Genomic DNA, 22,627 nt, shown 5'->3' with positions numbered 1-22,627 from the left:
ACTACAATTTTAAAACATTGTAATGCGGCCGAATTGATTGACTTAATATTTTGTAACAATAGAATAGCAAGTATGTCTATTGGAAAGTTGAGAAATTAACATGAAAAAAATCGGTTTAGCTGCAGCAGTTTTACTTGCCATGACTGGTGCACACGCATACCAATTTGAAGTAAAAGGCCAGTCTGAATATTTAAATACTACTGCCAATGACAAAAACTATACTGGTGACCTTCAAGGTACTTACTATTTCAAAAATGTAGATGCTTCTAAAGGTCCTTTAGCTGAAGCTGCGTTCTTGAACAAAGCATCAAATGTATCTGTTGGTTACAGCTACGAGCAATATAACGAGAAAAATTGGGTTAACTACCATCTTGGTACTTATGGCGTGAAAGGTGAAACTTACTTCACAACTCCTTACACTGCTTCAATTCCGTTATATGCAAGCGCGTCTTACAACCACACTGATGTAGATGGTAAAAATGCCATTTCTCGTGATGACCATGGTGACCGTTATGCATTAGAAGTCGGTGCAATGCCAACAAATAACTTCTTGCTTGCTGTTGGTTATACCAATGTTGCGAACCAGTTCTCTCTAGATACTTTCCGTATCTTGAACAAAGGTTTTGTAAACGCTGTAGGCGAAACTGCTTCTATCAATGACAAACAAGATGCAATCACTGCACGTACTAAATACGTAGGTGCGATTGATGGTACTAACATGTCAATTGGTTTTGATGCAGGCTTGGTATTTGGTGATGCAACTTCTTATGAGTTCAACACTGACCTTTACTTGACACCTAAACTAAGCGTTGGTGCTTCATTTGCAGGAACTACTGCATCAGAAGCTGTGTTTGACAAACTTTGGGGTGCAAACGTGAATTACTTCATCACACCTGCAATCTCTGTTGGCGCAACTTACACCAATGCAAACTCTAGCCATACAACTGGTTACAACCTTGACACTCAAACTATCGGTTTGAATGCTAAAGCACGTTTCTAATTTAGATATTTAATCTAAAACTAAAAGGGCTCATCTGAGCCCTTTTTTATTGCCTATACGTCCAATGCAATATTACGTTTAGCCTGTAAAAACTGCATTTTTTCACAATTTAAAAAAAATCTTTTACACTTGCCATGTAAATCTTGAAATGACTTTCTTATTCACTTGCTTAACATAGTACTGAAAACAACAAATTGAATAGGCTAACCTATGCGATTACATAATAGTATGCTGATGACTGGATGTTGTATCACACTGATCGCCTGTTCCCAAACCAGCCCTATTTTAAAAGGTCAAGATCACTGGATTGGAACTTGGCAAAGCCCACATAGTGAACTCAAGATTCAGCGCGATGGTCAATTGCAATATCATGAAAGTCAATATCAACAGCAACGTACAGCACATAGTCAATCTGAAAGTACCGAACAATCTGAAATGACCGCGCCAATTACTGTACTCAATACCCAATACATTCAAGCGGGCACTCCTGAATTTGGTAATCGGTTTAAAATCGATAAAGCGCCCTATCTGCTCAAAGGACATTGGCATGCTGTGATTGATGGTCAAGACTTTATCAAAAAATAAACGATAACTCGCGTAAAAATGGTACAGCTTGGTTACTGACATTCCATGTAGGGGCTGCTAGCATCTAGCTATCCTTTGCTGCCCCTACTTCCACATGGAACTCATCAATTTCATTTTACATGTCGATCAACATCTTCTTGAATTTATAAAACAATACGGTGTCTGGATTTATGCCATCCTGTTTTTGATTATTTTTGTCGAAACAGGTCTGGTGGTTATGCCTTTTCTACCAGGTGACAGTCTGTTATTTGCAGCAGGTGCTTTGGCCGCCTCTACAGGGCAAATGAACCCTTGGCTGTTAATCGGCTTACTGTTTATCGCTGCCGTGCTGGGTGATACCTTAAATTATCACATCGGGCGCTATATTGGTCCGCGTATATTTGAAATGGAATCACGGTTTATTAAAAAAGATCACTTACTCAAAACCCATGTATTTTTTGAAAAATACGGCGGAAAAACCATTATTATTGCGCGCTTTATGCCGTTTATTCGCACCTTCGCACCTTTTGTTGCAGGTGCAGGTCGTATGAACTACAAACATTTTTTAGCTTTTAATGCGATTGGCGGATTGGCTTGGGTGGGTTCATTTATTACGCTCGGTTATTTCTTTGGGACACATCCTTTTGTCAAAGACAACTTTAGCCACCTGATGCTCGGTATTATTGTATTTAGTTTACTTCCTGCCGTTATTGAGTTTGTGCGGGCAAAAATCCGCAGCAACAAAGCCAGCAGCTAAACTAAAAAAATAAAAAAAGGTCGAAGCATCGACCTTTTTTTATGCGGATTATTTTTTCACGGTCAAGATTCGGCAGTTTTTAAAATGCGCAGCCTGCACAATGGCATCCTGCTGCCCGAGTAACTGGGCGATTTCACTACGTTTAGTATTTGAAGATTGTCCCAAATTGACCGAGAAGGTCGGGCCAAAACCCCAGCCGCCGTGTCCCCAGCCACCACCAACACCGACCCCCACCCCGACACCAGTGCGTTTTTCTGGCTCTACACCTTGTTCTAGATAGCGCTGAATACGGTCATATTCACCTTGTAGCTGTGTACAGTTTAGTGCCTGATACTGGGTGGGCGACACATAACTGGGTTTGACCGTTGTGGCACAACCTGTCAATGCCGTGCCAATCACTAGACTTGCTGCTATCGCCCATCTATTCATGTCTCACCTCAGGAGAGTTGTTCTATTTCAGCAAACAGAGCCGAATAAGCCTGACTCAATTTGTGTTCGGGTGCCAGATAAATCAAAGGTTTGTTCTTGTGGTGTGATTCTTTCATCAGGATCGAAGGTGGCAACATGTTATTCAAGACAGGTAAGCCCTGATCTTTGAGTTGCTGTACCACTTCTCGCGGCAGTTTTGCCTGAGCCTGAAACTGATTCACCACAATCCCTTCAATTTCCAGTCGTTGATTATGATCATCTTGCGTTTCTAAAATATTTTCAATGAGTGTTTGTAAGGCACGTTGTGAAAATACGTCACAATCAAAGGGAATCAGCACACGGTCAGCCGCAATCAGCGCAGACAGGGTAAAGAAATTAAAGGCAGGTGGCGTATCGATATAAATACGGTCATATTTTCCAGACAGCTCGGCAATCGCATCTCGCAGTTTATAAATCTTATGTTTGCTTTCCAGACTGTGTTCCAGTGCGCCAAGACTTGGGCTAGCCACCAAAATATCCAGATGGTTAAAAGGTGACTGATGGGTATAGCTTTCCAGACCTTGCGAGCGTGATTTGAGTAGCGCCCCCAAGGTATTACCGATCAGGCTTTTATTTGAGCTTCCCAAAACTTCCTGATAAAAATTTTCAATATTCGGTTCAAGCGCCTGCTGGCGACCATTAAAACTCGCAGCATCTCCAAGCAGGTACTGGCTGGCATTGGACTGCGGATCAAGGTCAATCACCAGTGTTTTTAAACCATGATGGGCACTCAGGCTGGCAAGATTCACCGTAATGCTCGATTTCCCAACTCCACCTTTCTGATTGAAAATGACACGTGTCAGCATAGTTTTGTCCTAATTATTTTAATGGTCTGATGCCCTAGTCTACCCTAGAGCCTTTTGTCAGTAATTAAAGCTGTCCAACAATTATGAAAATACGGGTTTAATCTTCACCAACAGTAAAATCGCAAACAGGGCGATCCAAGCAATCACGATACCCGCACGGCGCTGTACCAGCAAAATACCTTCTTTACGGCGAAAGGCTTTGATTAATGAAGAAAAAATAACGACAAATAGCGCGACTTTAGCATAAAACCAAGGTTGTACCTGAAAATGTTTCATCCATAACAATGCCCCTCCCGTCAGCAACATGAGCGTAAAGGTTGAATGTTGCAATGCAATCACCAAACGCGGTGTTTTAGCGGCAAGCTGCTCATCCTGCATACGAAATAGGTGTCTGCTGCTCAACGCGAGCATCAACAGTAACAATACAACGCCTACACCATGCAGGATTTTTAATAAGAGCAACGTATTCATGCAGTATCCTTAAGCTTTAGGTGCATGAGCACATTCTGGACTATCGGGTGCTTGACCTTGCCATTCGCTTGGCAAATAAGCATGAATGGCTAAGGCATGAATCGCATTCGGCGCCAGTAATTCTGCTGCAAGTGTATAAATTTTTTGATGACGCTGGACTAAGCGCAAGCCCTCAAATGCCTCACTGACAATCACCACCTTAAAATGTGATTCCTTACCAGGATAATATCCCCCATGCCCTGCTGATTCATTAATCACTTCTAAATGGGTAGGCTGTAGCTGTTGTAACCGCTCAATTAGTTGTTGCTCTAAACTCATGAGAAACTGTCCTGTTACATAAAAAGATCATGTCTTGAGTATAGCAATTTTTGATAAATTCACAGGGTTTTCTAGTTAATGAAAGCGTTTAGATTGCGATCAAGATTTAAAATCTTTCAGATTTTGCTTTTATTTTATGCAATTAATTCAATAAACCTAGAAAATGAGTTGATTCTAAATCTACTTAATGTAATATATGCCTCACGCGGGAATAGCTCAGTTGGTAGAGCATAACCTTGCCAAGGTTGGGGTCGCGAGTTCGAGTCTCGTTTCCCGCTCCAGATTTGGTTTTTTAAGTGTAAGTTTTCGAAAAAACTGCTCAATATGCGGGAATAGCTCAGTTGGTAGAGCATAACCTTGCCAAGGTTGGGGTCGCGAGTTCGAGTCTCGTTTCCCGCTCCAAATTCAAAAGGCGCTTATCGAACGGTAAGCGCCTTTTTCTTTGCGTAATGTGCTCTCAGGAGAAAACTCCATAAAGATTCACACATCAGTACCAAGTCAAAATAAAACTGCTGTCAGGAGCTTAGCATCTCGATCATTTTCTAAATTTTTTAGCTTGTTCAAGCTCTTACTATAGATTTCCCCAATATTTCTCATATTTTTTATATAGATCCTTAACTTGAATTTTTCGGCTGGAAAGCATGGGAATCGATCTTTCCATCGCTTGCTTCAAGCTGATTCAAGAGCAAATAACAGCCATTAAAAAGCCTGAGTTGATCACTCAACTCAGGCTTGGTTTCAAATATAACAATTTATAGATAATTCACCACATGCGGTACGATGTCATGTAAGGTACGCCCGTTGCAGGTTTCGCCTAATGCAGACATTTTCCATGCGCCATCATGACGGTAGACTTTGGCAATAATCAACGCCGTATAGTTGCCCTTGGCTGACAAATTATAGTGTGCAATTTGCTGATTGCTGTTTTGATCGACCAAGCGACAAAACGCATTTTCCACTTTTTCAAAGGTCTGGCCACGGAAACTACTGATGGTAAAGACAATCGAAGTGATGTTCGATGGAACTTGACTTAAGTCAACATAAACCACTTCATCATCGCCATCGCCTGCACCTGTCAGGTTATCGCCTGAATGCACAATACTGCCGTCACGGCTACGCAATTGTCCAAAGTAGACATTATCGATTTGGCGCTTGTTCGCATCAAAGGTGATTGCTGATACGTCCAAATCAATGCTGTTATTGCCACCACCAAACATGCCAAATAAACCACCACTTTTGGCAACGTCCCAACCCGCACCTAAAAATATTTTAGACAGGCTTGAACCATCTTGTTTTGCAAGTGAAATTTTCTGACCTTTAACTAAGCTAATGCTCATGTTTTTTCCTATTTTATGATCGTTGGCCTAAATTGAGTACTGACGCCAACCAAGTAATGTAACTGTTGCGATTTCGCGAACAAATAATGACTTTACCATAGCCTTGAAACTTTAAGACCATACCTTCGCCACTGGTGACACTATTTAACAAATTGCCGAACATGCCTCGATTTCGGGAGCTTGGCATACCAATGCTATAATTTAATGATGAATCCCAAGCCACCACATGACCATTGTCAATCACGGTTTCACCGTTTTGTGAATTGACCTCAACTTCCATCAGCGTGCCACAACCTGAAATACACAATTGCCCCTGCCCTGAGGTTTCCATCACTACAAAACCACCATTGTCACCAAACAGGCTGCCACCCAAATTGGTCTGGACTTTGGCTTTGACATTGACCTGTTCAGTCGATGCCACAAAGGCCCCATCGGACAGTACATATTGCTGCTGACCAATATTTAAAATCTGCATGTCACCATCAAGATTCGGTGAGAGCAAACATTCACCAGCGCCAAAAGAGGCTTTGATTTCTTGTTGGAACAGCGATTCACCTGTGGTGAACTTACGCATGACTGACTGGAATAGACCACCACGCAAGTTACCGCCAAGCTCCAGATTTGATTCCATCATGACCATGGCATCGGATTCACAATAAATTTTTTCACCCTGACGCAGTGATACATGTAAAAACGGTTCAGGTGTACCAACCAAATTAAATTCAGCCATGTTGTGATCCTCTTAATTTAAAATCTGTTTTGTTTTGGCCTGTTCAAGCCACTGTGGAAATTCTTGTAGCATCAGATCATACAGCTCACTTTCTGAGAGGCTCTGCAAATGGTCGATGGCAAAAAAATTACAGTTATCAACCACGCGGCCAGTTAAGGTATCGAGCTGCTCTAAAATGCCATAACCACGCCCACCGATCCCGATAAACTGCCAGAAGATCGGCTGGTTAGAGTTCTCACGCAGCAGACGTTTAATCTGTCCAGCACTGCCGATACCACCATCAGAAATAAATACGATATAAACAGGTAAGTTATCTGGCTGTTCTTTGAGAAAATACTGCACCACATCCTGCATTACCGCAGGTTCATTGTTAATGCACGCTCCTGCCTGCCATTTTTTATAACCACCCTGTTCGCAGTTAATAAAATCAGGCAGGTTATGCAGTGATACATCGCTTAAACGCAGTGGACGCTCGGCAAATGCCCAGCATTCAAAATTGGCATCATCATCAAAGTTGACCGCAAGTGGCATCACCCGATCCAGCACTTGCTGCACATCACCACGACGATATTGCCCCAGCATGGAACCCGAATAATCCAACACCAATGCCACGCGTGCCCGCACGCCGATGAGCTGATTTTTTTCCAGACTGATCAGGGATTTTTTGGTTAAATCCAGCAAATGCGGAGCATCTGCCTGCACCTTGTCTAAAATAATTTTTTTACGCAAATCCACAGCCGAGATACCCGATACCACTGGCGCTACGGGGGTGCTGACCTGAGCACCAAAATGCTCGACCAGAGTGTCTAAGCCACCGCTAAAACCTTGCCCAATAGCCGCCAGACGCCAGGCATCATTTTTAAAATACACTTCGAGCAGCATCAGGGCTTTTTCCTGTTTAAAGCTGCTGCCCAGCAGGCGGTAACTGGCCACCACTTCAGATTTGCTATTGATCAGCTCGACCACACCACTTTGAATGTCGCACATACTCAGCTGTTGATTTTCAAGCGTGGCGCAAAACACCAGACGTGCCACCTTGTTGGAATTGATTTTGGCAAGGTTGATCTGGAATTCGTGAATCATTCCATTCACGCTATAGCAAACCTCATTTTTTGGTGAATGAGGTTGGTTATAAAAAACCATATAATCGTCATGAATGAGCCGCCCCTGCGGATTAAGCATAAAGCAGGAAACATCCAGAGGATGCGGAGTATTGAATTGAACGCGTAACCGAAATTGCTGTTGTTCGAATAAATTTTTCAGCGGGAGCTTTTGCCCTGAAATGAGTTCCATGTGAATAGATTCTTGTCGATTAGCACTTGAAAAACAGCTGATTTGCAAACAATTTTTCAAGTGCTAAAAGATTACTCTTTTAGCACTTTGACAGTTTATACAGCGACGCCATAGCTGGCAGCCAATGTGCCCAAGCCACCATTGAAACCTTGACCAACGGCTTTAAATTTCCACTCACCGTTGTGACGGTACAATTCACCAAAGATCATCGCAGTTTCAGTGCTGCCATCTTCTGACAAGTCAAAACGTGCCACTTCTTCATTGGCATTGTCTTTGTTTAACACGCGGATATAAGCGCGATCGACCTGACCAAAGTTTTGACCGTTTTGCTGACCTTCGTGAATGTTGACCGCAAAAATTACTTTTGCCACGTCCGCTGGAACTTTGGCTAAATTAACAGATACAGTTTCATCATCACCATCGCCTTCACCTGTACGGTTATCGCCTTTATGGATAACTGAACCACAGTCTGACTGTTTCTGGTTAAAGAAAATGAAGTCGCTATCACGGCGCACTTTACCATTTTCACTGACAAGAAATGCCACAGCATCAAGGTCAAATGCCTTACCATCGGTCACACGCGGGTTCCAGCCTAAACCAAGATCGACAAGGTTCATGCTCGGTGCAGTTTTAGATAAGTTGATGTTGCCGCCTTTAGACAAGTTAATTGCCATGATTTAAATTTCCTTCTGCTGTATCAAATTAAATTAATGTTGTTTTTTACTATAAGAGATCGAAGACAGAACTGCCCAAACAATAAAGGCAATCCCAATAAGACCAGTGACCACTTCAGGCACATGCACACCCGTACCACTGGCAAGCATAATCAATGCCAGTGCACCAATTGCATAATGCGCACCATGCTCTAGGAATATATAGGCATCTAATGTGCCTTTTTCAACCAAGAAGACGGTCATAGACCGTACAAACATCGCACCGATTGCCAAACCGAGCATAATAATCACCACATCGTTGGTAATTGCAAATGCCCCAATCACGCCATCAAAACTAAACGAAGCATCGAGAACTTCCAGATATAAAAAACCGCCGATGCCAGCTTTTGCTACGGTTGCAACCGTGTCACCTATCGATGCACCTTGCGGATGATTTTCACTTTCTTCGTCATCTGCATCACTACTTTCGAGCAAGTGACCAATCACCTGCACGCCAATATAAACCACAATACCCCAGATCCCTGACACCATCACGGCCAGTCTGGTGTCTGCATCAACAAAATGCGCCATCACCAACAGTGAAATCAGTGCCAAAAATACCGAAATCGCAGGAATACTGGCTAAATTGGCGAGTTTGGACTCTAACCAGTGAAACCAGTGTGAGTCTTTTTCATCATCAAACAAGAAGTTTAAGAACACGAGCAGCAAGAACATACCGCCAAAAGCTGAAATTTCAGGATGATGTGCCAAGAGTTTTGCAGAGTAACTTTTCGGGTCATTCAGTGCCAGTTGAGCAACATCAACAATGCTCATATCCGCCGTCACCCCCACAATTAACAATGGGAATAACAAACGCATACCAAATACGGCAACAATAATCCCAGCGGTTAAAAACAAGGTGCGCCAGAACTGGTTCCATGTTTTGAGTACCGAAGCATTCACTACCGCATTGTCAAACGACAGTGAAACTTCCATCACGGCTAAAATCCCCGTGATCGCAAGGGCTTTGAGCATGGTCATCAGCCCAGCGTCTGCCCCGTGGGTAAAGCCCCAGTAGGCAGACAGCGCAAGACAGACGATGCTGAAAATGATCGAAAAACGAAAATGTTTCACCGAACCTGCTCAGTTAGATATTGATACCATATTGATGGCACATCATGCGCAGCCCACCCGCATAACCCTGTCCTACTGCGCGGAATTTCCATTCACCGTTGTGGCGATACAATTCACCAAACACCATCGCAGTTTCAGTCGAATAGTCTTCGTTTAAATCAAAACGTACGATTTCATGTTGTGAAGTATTATTTACGATGCGGATAAAGGCATTTTGCACCTGACCAAAGTTTTGGCGACGCGCTTCAGCATCATGAATGGTGACAGTGAAAATGATTTTTTGCACATCAGCAGGTAAACGCGTCAAATCAATTTTCAGGCTTTCATCATCGCCATCGCCTGCACCTGTACGGTTATCCCCTGTATGTTCGACTGAACCTTCTGGTGAGCGTGGCTGGTTATAAAAAATAAAATCGTGTTCTCCACGAACTTTATCGTTCGCGCCCAATAAAAATGCAGATGCGTCCAAATCGAAATCGACGCCATCAGTTGCACGCGCATCCCAGCCTAAACCCACTAAAACTTGGGTTAATGACGGATCAGTCTTGCTGAGTGAAAGATTGCCGCCTTTATTTAAAGTAATTGCCATTTTATTGTTTCCTCTTATTTCAACTATTTACGCCCGACTGTCCATCTAAAACCAAAACCATAATGTTCATCGAGCTTTTGTTGGTCATCAAAATATTGCACTTGGCGGTTGGCCTGAATTTGTCCACCCACATTTTTTAATTCCACAATTGCACAGGTACTGAGGTAACCGCCTTCATTGACAGGCACTTCAATCGGTGGCTGATTGGGAAGCTGCATATTTACAATAGCATCGGTTGCCGCCCAGTTTGCTGCACCTTCGTAAATATATGTATAAATAACAATGCGTTTAATCTGATCCCAATGTTCACCATTGATCCACAGGTTTTCACCGTTTAAGGATGAACCTGTGCGGTCATCGCCTTGTAACTCGATATAAGGCGATTTTTCATAACTGCCAAAACGATTGCCAAGCGCCTGAACAATATGAGTTGCACCATTTTGCATCTCGATCATGGCACCCAAGTCTAAATCCACCGACTGCGATGCACTGAGCTTGCGAAAGAAACTCTTGCCACGATCGCCGCCTGAACGATTCCAGTTCAAATTCACCTGAATCTTGCCAAACGAACCATTATATTTGGTGAGGTTAATCGATGAATTGGGCTTGTCTAAACGAATCTTGGACAGGTTGATCGAACTCGGTGGCGGTACAGGTTGGGAATTTGGCGATGCCGTTGTCGAGCTGACAGGCTGACCAAAAATATTTGCATTGCTGCTTGTAATTGGCGGCGCAACGCTCGGACTCGGCTGTGGTTGCGGTGGGGCAGCAGATGGCTCAGCCACTTCCACACCAAAGTTTTCCGCCAAAGGTTTTAACCCACCGTTAAAGCCCTGATCGACAAAACGGTATTTCCAGCGACCATTGTGGTTATAGACTTCCGCCAAAATCAGCGCCTTTTCGGTTTTGCTCTGAGTATTGATCTCGGATGTTGCAACTACATGACCATCGCTGAGTAAATCGATACTGAGTTGCTGCAAGTCCCGAATATGCGCAGGCTCACTCAGCGTGGCGCAAATCGCAATTTTGCCAATCGCACTATCAAGCTGTGCAGTATTGATTCGGATTCGGGTTAAATAGTCAGGTTGGCTACTCGACTCAAATAACTGAATACTTTGGTTTGGGGTGTGGGTTTGCCCATAGAAAATCATGTCAGTATCACCACGGACTTTTTGCGTGGTCTGTTCCAGTAAATACGCGGTAATATCTAAATCTATGGCTTGGGGAACACGCGCTCGAATCACGAGTTCGACTGACGGAGTAGGTAAAACCGTATTTGCACCTGCGATAAGTTGCATCACACACCTTTTGTTATGTTCTGAGTTTGATGTCTAAATAAAATAAGCTCTTTTGCATTTTTAATGCCAAATCTTTATATAAAAACAACACTTTATATAGACTTTAATTATCAATAGCGATTTTATTTATATCACAGATCAGTCTTCCCCCCAACGAATCTTGCATAAAAAAACAAACCCTCAAAGGATTGAACCTTTGAGGGTATGGGGAGATATATCTTAAATTCATCAAATACAGCGTTCAGGTTGAAGGCAGTGATGTTTCATGAAGCAATGTCTTGCACCCATCCTTGTTGTTTCTCGTTATAGAAGACACACAATGAGGGTAAAAATGAGCAAAGAAGTCTATTTTTTGGTTTAAGCAACTGCCTACGCTCATGAAGCAAGGCAGGTGCAATTTTTATGGCTTAGTCTGACTCTGGCTCAATACGGCGTCCACGTTCTAGCACCCAAGTGCGTTCTGGGTCGCGGTTACTGCGGTATTTGTAGGCAATAAATAACCCGATAAACCAAATCGGTGAGGCAAACAATGAAATGCGGGTGTCATGATCGAGACACAAAATCACCACCACAAATACCATAAACGCGATGCCTGCCCAGCTCATAAAAATCCCCGCAGGCATTTTATAGACTGATTGTGCATGTAAATCAGGACGCTGTTTACGGTAAGCCAAATACGATAGCAAGATCATACCAAAGGCAAACACAGTTAAAATCGAGGTAAATGCGGTCACAATATTAAATGCTGACATGACATTTGGTGTAATAAATAAAATCATGGTACCAGCCACCACACAGCCCATCGAACACAAAATCGCTTGAACAGGGACTTTACCTTTGGACAATCGGGTAAAACGCTGTGGCGCATCCTGCTCAACCGCCAAACCATACAGCATACGGCTGGTGGCAAAGATTCCGCTGTTTGCCGAAGACATGGCAGAAGTCAGCACCACAAAGTTCACCACAGCAGCAGCAGCGGTCAACCCGACCAGTTTAAACAGCGCCACAAAAGGACTTTGGTTCGGGTCAACATGCTGCCATGACATCACCGAAATAATCACCAGCAAGGCGCCAATGTAAAACAACAGAATACGCCAAGGAATCGAGTTAATGGCTTTTGGTAATGATTTTTCAGGATTTTTGGTTTCTGCGGCAGTTGTCCCGACCAGTTCGATACCCAAAAAAGCAAATACGGCCATTTGAAAACCACTTAGAAAGCCTGTAATGCCATGCGGTAAAAACGAGGCTGGATCGGTAATGTGCTTAAAGGATGCCTTAACACCACTTGGCGATACAAAACCGATGCTGACCAGACTAATACCCAAAATCAAAAAGGCAATAATCGCTACAATCTTAATCATGGAAAACCAGAATTCGGTTTCACCAAACATTTTCACGGTCAGCAAATTCAGTGTGGTTAAAATGCCAATCGTAGCCAAGGCAGGCAACCACACAGGCAAGTCGGGATACCAGAACTGCATATAACCGCCTATGGCAATAATATCGGCAATCGCGGTCACCACCCAGCCCAGCCAGTATGACCAGCCCAGAAAGAAGCCCGCCCATGGCCCTAAATACGCCGTTGCAAAATCCACAAACGATTTATAGCTGGTGTTGGAGAGTAACAATTCTCCCATGGCACGCATGACAAAAAAGAAGAAAAAACCAACGATCATATAGGTCAGTAAAACCGAGGTTCCCGAAGAAGCAATGGTCTGACCTGACCCCATGAACAGTCCCGTACCAATCGCACCGCCAATGGCAATCAACTGGATATGCCGATTGCTTAATGCGCGGTCAAGTTGCGGTTCCTGCTCCATATGATGATGACCCAACAGATCACCATCCCCCATTAATGCGTGAGTCTCTTTATGTTCCCGATTCATCGCCACTCCTAGCCAGCATTGCGCTGTAATTAACTGTCAGTCCTTTTCATTTCTGCTGTGACGGAAGCTTTGGGTGCTAAGCGCCTGTGTCTTCTGTCAGCATCAGCCCTGCACGTAATCCTTTTTGTACGTTCGGGTTGGGAAATAAAATCCATTCTTGTGTGTGCTGCACCCGCGTTTCCTGCTGTTGCTGGGTACACAATAGCTCTCCCTGCTCGAACACGGTAAAATTCGGGGCATCATCACTGAGATACAGCTTGAAGTCGTCATGTTGCTTGAGCAGTGAATACTGCACCTGAAACTGACGCATCGCACTGGTCTTACCACGTGGTGGTAAAGGTTGATTTGCCACTACACTGCGCAACATGGTGTCAGTTGCCTGAAACTGACTCAGGTCGTTGCAGCCAAATGGCAAGGCTTTGCCTAGCTCCAGCGTGCAGCTAGAGGCTTGGCAGGTTTCTGCGGTCAACTGGCTAAAGGTGCGTCCAAGGCTTTGGTGATGAACCAAGGCATCCAGATCGGCGGCCTCTAGCGAGCTTAAAAATTCAGGATCGAAAGGTTCACTTTTATATGGCAGCAAACCAAAGGTCGGGAATCGTGATGCGCGAATGGCAGTGTGCAAGTCATAGTGCAGACGGATCGCCTGCGGGTCACTGTGCTGCATAAATTGCTGCACCAGTTGCTCCAAGCCTTTGGCACGTGCAGTTTCAGCGCTTTCTGTAAACTCACTGACCCCACCCATAAACATGCGGTTCAGGTCAGCATTCAGGTAGCGCTGTCCCTGACGCATGGCTTCAGGATTACCGAAAATGATCAGCAAGCGGACTTGTAACACCAGTTTTCCAGCGAATAGATCGGCACACAGTTGATTGAGCAATTCAATCGGTGCAGTTTCATTGCCATGAATACCAGCCGAAAGTACCACCACCTTGTGATAGTCCTGCACTGGAGTGAGTTCCAGTACCCCTTCTGCCAGCCAGTGCCAAGCAAAACCGTGTTGCTGCCCCTGCTGTGGCTCAGGGAATTGACCACTGAGCGTCATCGCCAAGAAATCCTGCATCACTGCCCCTCCTAAATTTGTTGGAACGGGTAGATCGAACCTAAATTCATCAACACAGTTAGCTCATCCAGTGCCTGACGGCTTTCGATCAATAACTGAGGATCGACCAGATCGGCTTGAGTTAAACGGTCACGGTAATGACGATCCACCCATTGATTCAATGCGCCAAATAGCTGCTCATTCATCAATACTTTCGGATTAACCGCTTGTAATTCCTGTTCATTCAAAGCAACGCGTAAACGTAGGCATGCAGGACCGCCACCGTTTTGCATACTTTCGCGCAGGTCAAACACCTTAATCTCATCAATCGGGGTGCCCATTTGAATCATGTCATTCAGATAGCCCCAAACTGCCGCATTTTTGCGGGATTCTTCAGGCACGACAATGCTCATACCACCATCAGGACGGGTCAAAATCTGACTGTTAAACAGATACGTCACGACCGCATCATCCACCGAAACCCGCTGAGTCGGCACTTCAATCGCAATCAGTTCTTGCTCGATGGTGGCCATTTTGCGGCGGATTTCATCGAGGGCTTGAGCCTGATGTAAAAATGCCTGTTGATGGTGGAACAATACTTGCTGGTTACTCACCGCGATCACGTCATTATGGAAAACGCCCTGATCAATCACGTCAGGATGTTGCTGCACAAAGACGGTGTGCGCAGCATCCAACTGATGCAAACGGGCAATCGCTTCACTGGCTTCACGGGTTTGACGCGCTGGATAGCGTTTTGGCCCTGCTTCACCATTGAAATGCTGCTGTCCATACACAAACACCTGCACACTGCGCTCGGCATAGCTACCCCCCAAACGGTTGTGGTTGGCTGCGCCTTCATCACCAAACAGTGCCACTTGTGGCAACGCTGCATGATGCGCGAAATGCTGCTCGTCACGGAAGATCGCCTTTAAAACCTGCGAGGTGGTGTCGGCTTCAATCGAACGGTGAAACTTGTTGTTCAGGTTGGCTGCGGTAAAATGCACCCGACCATCAGCACTGTCGGCAGATGGTGACACGGTTGCTGCATTGGCTGTCCACATACAGGATGCTGAACTGAGTGACGAGAGTAATTGCGGTGCGTACTGCATCGCCTGTGCCAGTACGCTGGCATCATCACCACGGAAACCGAGTTTGCGTAACATTGGCAAATGCGGGCGCTCATGTGGCACCAACACGCCTTGCTTCAAGCCCAAATCACTGAGGGCTTTCATTTTTGCTAACCCTTGCTTAGCTGCAAGTTTCGGGTTGGATACCAGATTGCGGTGTTTGGTTGAGGCTTCATTGCCAAACGACAAACCTGCATAGTGGTGGGTGGGGCCAACTAAACCATCAAAATTGACTTCGTAACCTAACATTTTCTTCTCCAATTTCCGTGGCTTATTCCAACACCAACCCTGGTGTTAATTTTTCAGGCAGGCTCAGGCTGTCAGTTTCCAACGATGCCATAGGCCATGCGCAGTAGTCCGCTGCATAGAAAGCACTTGGACGGTGGTTGCCCGATGCACCGACACCACCAAATGGTGCAGCACTGGATGCACCTGTTAATGGTTTGTTCCAGTTAACAATCCCTGCACGGGCTTCAATCAACAGCTCATCAAACAATGCGCGTTGCGTTGCAATCAAACCAACTGCCAAGCCAAAACGGGTTTTGTTCGCAAGCTCTACCGCCTGTGCAAAATCGTCATAACGCTGAACGCAGGTCAATGGGCCGAAATATTCTTCATCAGGCACATTCGCAACGCCTGTCACCTCTAAAATGCCTGCGCTGAGTAAGCTGCTGTCGGCTTGTAAACGAGTCATGGTGAGCAGTGACGTTGCACCCAAATCCAGAAGGGCTTGCTGTGCCTGTAACATGCGCTCCGCCGCAGCCGATGAAATCACGCCCCCCATAAATGGTTGTGGTTCAGCATCCCAAGCACCAATCTGTAACTTGCCAGCCACCTCAACCAAACGCTGAATGAAGGCATCGCCTTGTGCGCCACGTTTCACCAAAATACGACGCGCACAGGTGCAGCGTTGTCCCGCAGAAATAAAGGCAGACTGAATCGCGACATTCACCGCAGCATCGACATTTTCAAAATCTTCCACGATCAGCGCATTGTTGCCGCCCATTTCCAGTGCCAAGATTTTCTCAGGTGCACCTGCCAACTGACGGTTCAACTGGTAGCCTGTGTTGGCGCTACCTGTAAACAATAAACCATCAATTTCAGGGTGTTGTGCAAGGGCTTCACCTGTTTCACGACCACCTTGAACCAAGTTCAATACACCATTTGGCAAACCTGCCTGTTGCCATAACTTTACGGTTTCTTCGGCTGTCCACGGGGTCAGTTCACTCGGTTTAAACACGATGCTGTTGCCTGCAATCAGTGCAGGGACAATGTGCCCATTGGGTAAATGCCCAGGGAAGTTATACGGACCAAACACTGCCAGCACACCATGTGGACGGTGACGTAACGATGCCACGCCATCTGCCATGGTTGTGCTACTTTCACCTGTACGCTGTTCATAGGCACGTAGCGAAATCGCCACTTTACCGATCATGGCTTGCACTTCGGTCAAGGTTTCCCAGTACGGTTTACTGGTTTCCTGACTAATCACTTCCGCCAACTGGTTTTTGTTTTGCTCCAGCAAACTGGCAAAGCGTTGTACCACTTCAACCCGCGCGTCCAGACTTTGACGTGCCCAGTGTTTAAATGCGCTGCGGGCGGCCTGACAGGCGGCATCCACATCGGCTGAATTTGCTGAATTTGACTTCCAAATCAATTGGTTAGTTATAGGGTTGGTTTTTTCTAAGGACGTACCTCGCCCTTGCAGCCATGTTCCTGCAATATATAAAGCTTGTTCTGACATGTTATTTTTCCAATGGATTAAGTGCCAAAATACGGACGGACTGCCCTTCTATCACTTCAAGCTGCTGTGCCTGCTCGGCAGTTAAATACAGCATTTCATCGTGTAACTGACCTTGGATCAGCAAGGCGCGATAGTCGTAGTACGCATCGTTTGCAACTAAATAATGAGAAGGAGATTTTTTGCTGTCGACCGCACCAATTTTCACAGTCACCAGACGACTGTCTTTGACTGCGCGCAAGTCATCCAGTTCGGCTTCAATAGTCGGACCTGCATCAAAAATATCGACATAACCCTGATAACGCAGACCTTCTGCCTCCAGCACGTGGTAGGCAGGCAAGGTTTGTGGATGCACCTTGCCAATCACATTGCGTGCGCTCTCAGGCAGCAAGTCTACATACAGCGGATAACGTGGCATCAGTTCGGCAATAAAGACTTTTTGCCCGATACCACTTAAATAATCCGCAGTAGAGAAATCCATATTGAAGAAGTGCTTACCGAGTTCATTCCAAAATGGTGAGCGCCCCTGCTCATCGGAAACCCCACGCATTTCTGCGAGCAGGCGTTGCTGAAAAAACTGGCGAAATGCCGCAATAAACAAAAAGCGGATTTTCGACAGAAATTTGCCATTGTTGCTATGCCGATAATCAGGATCAAGGAACAAAGTACACAGTTCGCTATAGCCTGTGTGGTCATTGCTTAAAAACAGCGTTGGCAAAACTTTATAGACATTCAACGCCTTCGATGCATGTACCTGTGTACCCACATGAAAGTTGTACCACGGCTCGGTCAGACCGACCGCAACTTCCAAGGCACTGACCCCGACTACACGTCCATTGGACTGGTCTTCCAGCACAAACAGATAACCCTGTTCATGTTTGCTGGCTTCACCGTTTAAGGTGTTACGGGTACGTTCGATTCGTGCCGACAAGATATCTTTATTGGGAGGCAAGGAAGTCAAGCCTGTGCCTGCCTTGGTGGCAAGCTGATAAATGTCGTCTAAATCGCGGTGCTCGGCGTGGCGTACGATCATCATGGGGCAATATCCTTATTTTACGAGACGGGCAACAGCACGTTCAAAGCGTTGTAATCCTTCGATGATATCCGCTTCAGGGATAATCAGCGATGGGGTAAAACGTACTACGTCTGTGCCTGCCACCAGTGCCAATAATCCTTCTTCGGCAGCGAGGTTGGTGACTTGTTTTGCTTGACCTGCGTATTCGTCTTTCAGCACACAGCCGATCAACAGACCTTCGCCACGCACTTGGCTAAAGACTGGATATTTGGCATTAATCGCTTCAATGCCTGCCACAAACTGCTGATGACGTGCTTTCACACCTTCCAGCACTTCAGGGCTGTTGATATAGTCAAACACGGCATTGGCAACCGCACATGCCAACGGGTTACCACCGTAAGTTGTGCCGTGTGAACCCACAGTAAGTACTTTTGCCAAGGCGTCGGTGGTCAGCATTGCCCCTATCGGGAAACCGCCACCCAAGGCTTTGGCTGTGGTCAACACATCAGGTACAACATCGGTATTCATATAGGCATACAACGCACCTGTACGACCCACACCTGTTTGCACTTCATCAAAAATCAGTAAGGCATTGTGACGGTCACACAGTTCACGCAAGCCTTTTAAAAATTCCACATCGGCAGGCAACACGCCGCCTTCACCCTGAATCGGCTCAACAATCACGGCACAGGTTTGGTCATTAATCACCGCAGCCGCAGCGTTCAAATCATTATACGCCACATGCTGAATGCCTTCTGGCAACGGTGCAAAATCTTGCGAATACTTCGGCTGACCGCCTGCAGTCACGGTAAATAAAGTACGACCGTGAAAGGCATTGTTAAACGCCACAATCTGATTTTTGCCTTCCACACCACTGTCATTGCCATATTTACGTGCCAGTTTCAGCGCCGCTTCGTTGGCTTCCGCGCCTGAGTTGGCAAAAAAGACTTTTTCGGCAAACGTTGAATCGGTGAGTTGTTTTGCCAAACGTAAAACAGGCTCGTTGGTGTAACCGTTGCCAATATGCCAGAGTTTTTGTGCCTGCTCAGTTAACGCCTGAATCGCAACAGGATGGGCATGCCCCAATGCATTGACCGCGATTCCCCCAGCAAAATCAATATATTCCTTACCTTGCTGATCCCAGACACGTGAACCTTCGCCACGTACCAAAATAAAATTGGCAGGCGCAAACACAGGCACCATCCACTGGTTAAAGTCATTTCGGGTAATCGTCATTGGCTGATTCATATTAACCTCTAATTTATTGAAAAATAGCCAATTTCATTTTATGCACCAAACAAGTCACGGCAGCATTGTGTCGCGTTTGTTCTATGTGGGACTAAACCGTTTAGTGCCCTGTTCATAGAGGTCTGAAGGCAAGTGAGCTTGCCATCAGATGATGCATAGGGGGAAATTTTCACCCCTACTTTAAACTGAGAAAATTTGTGGATTGCACCACTCAGGCACAGTTCGTCGTGAATTATTTTCCTGGGTAAATACCGCGTTCCTTGCGTGCCATCAAAATACGTTCACACGCCAAAATATAGGCTGAGGTACGCAAGTTGCAGTTCTTTTCTTGTGCCTTGTTCCAGACATCGGCAACGGCATCACGCATGATGGTGTCCAGACGCTGGTTAATTTCGGTTTCACTCCAGAAGAAGCTCGACATGTCCTGCACCCACTCAAAGTAACTCACCGTGACACCGCCTGCATTACAGATCACATCAGGCACCACAATCACACCACGACGATGCAAAATATCATCCGCTTCTGGGTAGGTTGGGCCATTTGCCCCTTCGAGCACCAAACGCGCCTGTAATTTTTCTGCGCGTTCTGCGGTAATTTGCCCTTCGAGTGCCGCCGGAATTAGGATCTCGGCCTGAACATCCCAAAATGCTTCTGCTTCAATTTCAGTCGCATCGGCAAAACCTGCCACGCCACCATGCTGCTGCACATGCTGTTGTAAAGCTTGAGTATTTAAACCTGCTTCATTGAAAATTGTGCCCGTGTGGTCTTGTACACACACCACTTTCGCACCAGTTTCAGCAAACAAAATCGCCGCTTCACTGCCAACATTACCAAAGCCTTGTACAGCGACACGACTGCCCGCAATAGGCAGACCAATTTTCTGTGCAATCTGACAACCTGTCACAAACACACCGCGTCCTGTGGCTTTCACTCGTCCAAGTGAACCACCCAGATGTACAGGTTTACCTGTCACCACACCTGTCACGGTATGCCCTTGTTCAATCGAATAAGTGTCCATAACCCAAGCCATGACGCGCGGATTGGTGCCAACATCAGGCGCAGGAATGTCTTTTTGCGGGCCAATAATATGGCTGACTTCACTGGTATAACGGCGGGTTAAACGTTCAAGCTCAGCATCGGACAACTGACGTGGATCAACGCGAATACCGCCTTTGGCACCGCCGAAAGGCAAATTCAGTACAGCGGTTTTAATGGTCATCCATGCCGACAAGGCCATGACTTCATTGAGGTCTACATTGGGATGAAAACGAATCCCGCCCTTGCCTGGCCCACGTGACAAGTTGTGTTGTACCCGATAGCCTTCAAAATGACGAATTGAACCGTCATCCATCACCACAGGCACATCCACAATCAGCGCACGCTTTGGATTTTTTAAGGTATCAATATATTGGGTGAGGTCGCCAAGAAATGGCTTGACCCGTTCAATCTGTGCCAGATAAGTCATCCATGCACTGTTATTTTGCTGCGCGTAAGAGAGATGAGTCTCCACGGCAAAATCCTGTTTGTTGTGGTTTGCTTCAGCCTTGAGCTGTTCTGAAATCATATTTCCCACGTGTATTTACTCGCTACCGTTGCTTTAAGTTCTACAAAGAGCGCATCAAAATGACTCTCTCTACATCCTGTATATGTATAAACTTGTATATACAAGTTGAAATATAAATCAGTTTTTTTTAAAAAAATAGAGAGGGAATTAAAAATTTTAAAAAAATTTAATAAGACATTATTTTATAATAATATTTTTAATGATCATTTTCATGATACTGTCATTTTTAAAGCAAAAATCGTCAATTTTTAACGCACTAAACGAAAGCATTTTGTAATTTTTAGACGCATTTTTTCAGTGCATATCCTATCTGACTTGTACAACTTCGTGAATTTTCAAGACAACTTAGTAGCGCGTGGTCGGGGTAAATTTGCCTTTCAGATAATAACGGCTGCCTGGATAAATCAGTCGGGCACTCGACACAATATGTTCACCTGTCCATGTACGGCGTTTGAGCAATAGGCACGGTTCGGTCTTGCTGATTTCCAGCCATTTGCATTCTTTGGCATTGGCTAAAATCGCTTCCACAATGTGCTCACCCTGACTAATCGGCACACGTTTCACCAGATAATCGTTCGGGGTGATTTGGGTAAAATCCTGCTGAATATAATTGGGAATCAGCGCGGCATTGACCAAACGGTCTTCAAGCTGTACAGGAATATCATTTTCAAAATGCACCAAAATCGAATGGTAGAGTTTCTGCCCAATCGCGACCTGCATTTGCAGGCATTGTTCCTTGTTGGCGCGAATCTGTTCCAGCAAAATAATCTCTGAACGGTGGCGATGGTTACGACTTTCAATCTCTTTGGCGATGTTGTCGATCTGAAATAGTGCCGCTTCGCTTTGTCGCTCTGCCACAAATGATCCCACGCCCTGAATACGGGTCAGAAAGCGCTGTTCGGTCAGTTCACGCAAGGCACGGTTGATGGTCATACGGCTACAGCCAAGCAACTTGACCAACTCCATTTCTGAGGGAATTTTATAGTTGGCTGGCCAAATTCCATCTTGGATTTTTTTAATAATCAGTTGTTTGACTTGTTCATACAACGGCAACGGGCTGTCGTGCAATGGCGATAACTCTGCTTGCTGCTGTGGGTTAGAGACACGGTTAGTCATGATCAACTCGAACAAAATCAATAAATAATAAAATGCGCGGGCATAGGCCAACAAAATGAATCCATTTACCCAAGAGTGGGTAAAAGTTTTACTAAAATAGCATAAATCATCAGCAGCATTGCCAGTTTTGAAAACTGTTTAAGCAATACAAATCAGTTTAGAAGTTTAATTATAAATTCCATTATTTCAATAAACTCATAATAGGCTCTTATCATTGAAATCAAATATTTGGAGCTCATCACTACTTTTGTTTCGGAAAAAGTAGTCAAAACTACCTTGCGGAGCAATGCTCCTCACCACAAAACTCGTCAGTAGTTACCAATAATCAAATTTGTCGCAGAAACAATTATTTATTAATTCCATCATGCCTCAAACAGTTGCGGATGACATTTTCGCACATCATACATTTCCATAAATTCGAAAATAGATTCTAAGCAATCACTGAATTCACTAGCTTTCACCAATTTTTGTCT

22 protein-coding genes and 2 tRNA genes are annotated in these 22,627 nt (G+C 45.1%); 5 read left to right on the top strand and 19 right to left on the bottom strand.

The genetic code is table 11. The features are described from left to right. Positions 1-100: 100 nt before the first annotated feature. From omp33-36 to P255_RS00365, 3 genes are all read left to right on the top strand, one after another. Positions 101-1,000 (top strand): porin Omp33-36, encoded by a 900-nt coding sequence (omp33-36, locus tag P255_RS00375; RefSeq protein ID WP_004898882.1) that lies wholly within the window; start codon positions 101-103, stop codon positions 998-1,000. Between the two features lie 210 nt (positions 1,001-1,210). Next, complete coding sequence (locus tag P255_RS00370; RefSeq protein ID WP_004898880.1) at positions 1,211-1,585, top strand: hypothetical protein; 375 nt, start codon at positions 1,211-1,213, stop codon at positions 1,583-1,585. A 94-nt stretch (positions 1,586-1,679) separates the two neighbouring features. Then, on the top strand, positions 1,680-2,321 hold the full coding sequence (locus tag P255_RS00365; RefSeq protein WP_004898879.1) for a DedA family protein: 642 nt from the start codon (positions 1,680-1,682) through the stop codon (positions 2,319-2,321). Between the two features lie 48 nt (positions 2,322-2,369). On the opposite strand, the gene P255_RS00360 is transcribed toward P255_RS00365, so the two are convergent. From P255_RS00360 to P255_RS00345, 4 genes are all read right to left on the bottom strand, one after another. Then, positions 2,370-2,750, bottom strand: coding sequence for a hypothetical protein (locus P255_RS00360; protein WP_004898877.1), 381 nt, complete (start codon positions 2,748-2,750; stop codon positions 2,370-2,372). 8 nt (positions 2,751-2,758) lie between these two features. Next, entirely contained in the window at positions 2,759-3,595 is an 837-nt protein-coding gene (locus P255_RS00355) for a ParA family protein (RefSeq protein WP_004898875.1), read from the bottom strand. 81 nt (positions 3,596-3,676) lie between these two features. Next, complete coding sequence (locus P255_RS00350) at positions 3,677-4,066, bottom strand: SirB2 family protein (protein ID WP_004898872.1); 390 nt, start codon at positions 4,064-4,066, stop codon at positions 3,677-3,679. A 9-nt stretch (positions 4,067-4,075) separates the two neighbouring features. Further along, complete coding sequence (locus tag P255_RS00345) at positions 4,076-4,384, bottom strand: BolA family protein (protein WP_004898870.1); 309 nt, start codon at positions 4,382-4,384, stop codon at positions 4,076-4,078. 205 nt (positions 4,385-4,589) lie between these two features. On the opposite strand from P255_RS00345, the gene P255_RS00340 reads away from it, so the two are divergent. Then, positions 4,590-4,665, top strand: a tRNA-Gly gene (locus P255_RS00340). 45 nt (positions 4,666-4,710) lie between these two features. Then, positions 4,711-4,786: transfer RNA gene (locus P255_RS00335), tRNA-Gly, on the top strand. A gap of 350 nt (positions 4,787-5,136) precedes the next feature. Here P255_RS00335 and P255_RS00330 read toward each other — a convergent pair. From P255_RS00330 to hutC, 15 genes are all read right to left on the bottom strand, one after another. After that, positions 5,137-5,721 (bottom strand): TerD family protein, encoded by a 585-nt coding sequence (locus P255_RS00330; RefSeq protein WP_004898868.1) that lies wholly within the window; start codon positions 5,719-5,721, stop codon positions 5,137-5,139. A 13-nt stretch (positions 5,722-5,734) separates the two neighbouring features. Next, on the bottom strand, positions 5,735-6,451 hold the full coding sequence (locus P255_RS00325) for a TIGR00266 family protein (protein WP_004898867.1): 717 nt from the start codon (positions 6,449-6,451) through the stop codon (positions 5,735-5,737). Positions 6,452-6,463: 12 nt separating this feature from the next. After that, on the bottom strand, positions 6,464-7,744 hold the full coding sequence (locus P255_RS00320) for a VWA domain-containing protein (RefSeq protein WP_004898866.1): 1,281 nt from the start codon (positions 7,742-7,744) through the stop codon (positions 6,464-6,466). A 95-nt stretch (positions 7,745-7,839) separates the two neighbouring features. Further along, positions 7,840-8,418 carry a TerD family protein gene (locus P255_RS00315; RefSeq protein WP_004898863.1) on the bottom strand — a complete coding sequence of 193 codons (579 nt, stop codon included), beginning with the start codon at positions 8,416-8,418 and terminating at the stop codon, positions 7,840-7,842. Positions 8,419-8,451: 33 nt separating this feature from the next. Continuing rightward, on the bottom strand, positions 8,452-9,531 hold the full coding sequence (locus tag P255_RS00310) for a DUF475 domain-containing protein (RefSeq protein ID WP_004898861.1): 1,080 nt from the start codon (positions 9,529-9,531) through the stop codon (positions 8,452-8,454). Between the two features lie 13 nt (positions 9,532-9,544). Beyond that, positions 9,545-10,120 carry a TerD family protein gene (locus P255_RS00305; RefSeq protein WP_004898859.1) on the bottom strand — a complete coding sequence of 192 codons (576 nt, stop codon included), beginning with the start codon at positions 10,118-10,120 and terminating at the stop codon, positions 9,545-9,547. 23 nt (positions 10,121-10,143) lie between these two features. Beyond that, entirely contained in the window at positions 10,144-11,418 is a 1,275-nt protein-coding gene (locus P255_RS00300; protein ID WP_004898856.1) for a TerD family protein, read from the bottom strand. Between the two features lie 407 nt (positions 11,419-11,825). Continuing rightward, complete coding sequence (locus P255_RS00295) at positions 11,826-13,304, bottom strand: amino acid permease (protein ID WP_004898854.1); 1,479 nt, start codon at positions 13,302-13,304, stop codon at positions 11,826-11,828. A 76-nt stretch (positions 13,305-13,380) separates the two neighbouring features. After that, a complete protein-coding gene (astE, locus tag P255_RS00290; RefSeq protein ID WP_004898853.1) occupies positions 13,381-14,364 on the bottom strand; it encodes a succinylglutamate desuccinylase in 984 nt (327 codons plus the stop codon). A gap of 11 nt (positions 14,365-14,375) precedes the next feature. After that, complete coding sequence (astB, locus tag P255_RS00285; protein ID WP_004898850.1) at positions 14,376-15,719, bottom strand: N-succinylarginine dihydrolase; 1,344 nt, start codon at positions 15,717-15,719, stop codon at positions 14,376-14,378. 22 nt (positions 15,720-15,741) lie between these two features. Further along, positions 15,742-17,214, bottom strand: coding sequence for a succinylglutamate-semialdehyde dehydrogenase (gene astD / locus P255_RS00280; RefSeq protein ID WP_004898847.1), 1,473 nt, complete (start codon positions 17,212-17,214; stop codon positions 15,742-15,744). A gap of 1 nt (position 17,215) precedes the next feature. Continuing rightward, complete coding sequence (gene astA / locus P255_RS00275) at positions 17,216-18,247, bottom strand: arginine N-succinyltransferase (protein WP_004898845.1); 1,032 nt, start codon at positions 18,245-18,247, stop codon at positions 17,216-17,218. Positions 18,248-18,259: 12 nt separating this feature from the next. After that, on the bottom strand, positions 18,260-19,474 hold the full coding sequence (locus tag P255_RS00270; protein ID WP_004898843.1) for an aspartate aminotransferase family protein: 1,215 nt from the start codon (positions 19,472-19,474) through the stop codon (positions 18,260-18,262). A 232-nt stretch (positions 19,475-19,706) separates the two neighbouring features. Continuing rightward, entirely contained in the window at positions 19,707-20,939 is a 1,233-nt protein-coding gene (locus P255_RS00265) for a Glu/Leu/Phe/Val family dehydrogenase (RefSeq protein ID WP_044450342.1), read from the bottom strand. Between the two features lie 444 nt (positions 20,940-21,383). Continuing rightward, entirely contained in the window at positions 21,384-22,154 is a 771-nt protein-coding gene (gene hutC, locus P255_RS00260; RefSeq protein ID WP_004898836.1) for a histidine utilization transcriptional repressor HutC, read from the bottom strand. Positions 22,155-22,627 lie beyond the last annotated feature (473 nt).

The organism is Acinetobacter brisouii CIP 110357, assembly GCF_000488275.1.
Taxonomy (GTDB): domain Bacteria; phylum Pseudomonadota; class Gammaproteobacteria; order Pseudomonadales; family Moraxellaceae; genus Acinetobacter; species Acinetobacter brisouii.
The sequence above is the reverse complement of the archived record's forward strand: the minus strand, read 5'-3'. Positions and strand labels throughout refer to the sequence as shown.

What these genes read in the sequence shown, in the direction of transcription:
- omp33-36 (WP_004898882.1), top strand. Translation starts at nt 101, where the DNA reads ATGAAAAAAATCGGTTTAGCTGCAGCAGTTTTACTTGCCATGACTGGT.
- P255_RS00370 (WP_004898880.1), top strand. Translation starts at nt 1,211, where the DNA reads ATGCGATTACATAATAGTATGCTGATGACTGGATGTTGTATCACACTG.
- P255_RS00365 (WP_004898879.1), top strand. Translation starts at nt 1,680, where the DNA reads ATGGAACTCATCAATTTCATTTTACATGTCGATCAACATCTTCTTGAA.
- P255_RS00360 (WP_004898877.1), bottom strand. Translation starts at nt 2,750, where the DNA reads ATGAATAGATGGGCGATAGCAGCAAGTCTAGTGATTGGCACGGCATTG.
- P255_RS00355 (WP_004898875.1), bottom strand. Translation starts at nt 3,595, where the DNA reads ATGCTGACACGTGTCATTTTCAATCAGAAAGGTGGAGTTGGGAAATCG.
- P255_RS00350 (WP_004898872.1), bottom strand. Translation starts at nt 4,066, where the DNA reads ATGAATACGTTGCTCTTATTAAAAATCCTGCATGGTGTAGGCGTTGTA.
- P255_RS00345 (WP_004898870.1), bottom strand. Translation starts at nt 4,384, where the DNA reads ATGAGTTTAGAGCAACAACTAATTGAGCGGTTACAACAGCTACAGCCT.
- P255_RS00330 (WP_004898868.1), bottom strand. Translation starts at nt 5,721, where the DNA reads ATGAGCATTAGCTTAGTTAAAGGTCAGAAAATTTCACTTGCAAAACAA.
- P255_RS00325 (WP_004898867.1), bottom strand. Translation starts at nt 6,451, where the DNA reads ATGGCTGAATTTAATTTGGTTGGTACACCTGAACCGTTTTTACATGTA.
- P255_RS00320 (WP_004898866.1), bottom strand. Translation starts at nt 7,744, where the DNA reads ATGGAACTCATTTCAGGGCAAAAGCTCCCGCTGAAAAATTTATTCGAA.
- P255_RS00315 (WP_004898863.1), bottom strand. Translation starts at nt 8,418, where the DNA reads ATGGCAATTAACTTGTCTAAAGGCGGCAACATCAACTTATCTAAAACT.
- P255_RS00305 (WP_004898859.1), bottom strand. Translation starts at nt 10,120, where the DNA reads ATGGCAATTACTTTAAATAAAGGCGGCAATCTTTCACTCAGCAAGACT.
- P255_RS00300 (WP_004898856.1), bottom strand. Translation starts at nt 11,418, where the DNA reads ATGCAACTTATCGCAGGTGCAAATACGGTTTTACCTACTCCGTCAGTC.
- P255_RS00295 (WP_004898854.1), bottom strand. Translation starts at nt 13,304, where the DNA reads ATGAATCGGGAACATAAAGAGACTCACGCATTAATGGGGGATGGTGAT.
- astE (WP_004898853.1), bottom strand. Translation starts at nt 14,364, where the DNA reads ATGCAGGATTTCTTGGCGATGACGCTCAGTGGTCAATTCCCTGAGCCA.
- astB (WP_004898850.1), bottom strand. Translation starts at nt 15,719, where the DNA reads ATGTTAGGTTACGAAGTCAATTTTGATGGTTTAGTTGGCCCCACCCAC.
- astD (WP_004898847.1), bottom strand. Translation starts at nt 17,214, where the DNA reads ATGTCAGAACAAGCTTTATATATTGCAGGAACATGGCTGCAAGGGCGA.
- astA (WP_004898845.1), bottom strand. Translation starts at nt 18,247, where the DNA reads ATGATGATCGTACGCCACGCCGAGCACCGCGATTTAGACGACATTTAT.
- P255_RS00270 (WP_004898843.1), bottom strand. Translation starts at nt 19,474, where the DNA reads ATGAATCAGCCAATGACGATTACCCGAAATGACTTTAACCAGTGGATG.
- P255_RS00265 (WP_044450342.1), bottom strand. Translation starts at nt 20,939, where the DNA reads ATGACTTATCTGGCACAGATTGAACGGGTCAAGCCATTTCTTGGCGAC.
- hutC (WP_004898836.1), bottom strand. Translation starts at nt 22,154, where the DNA reads ATGACTAACCGTGTCTCTAACCCACAGCAGCAAGCAGAGTTATCGCCA.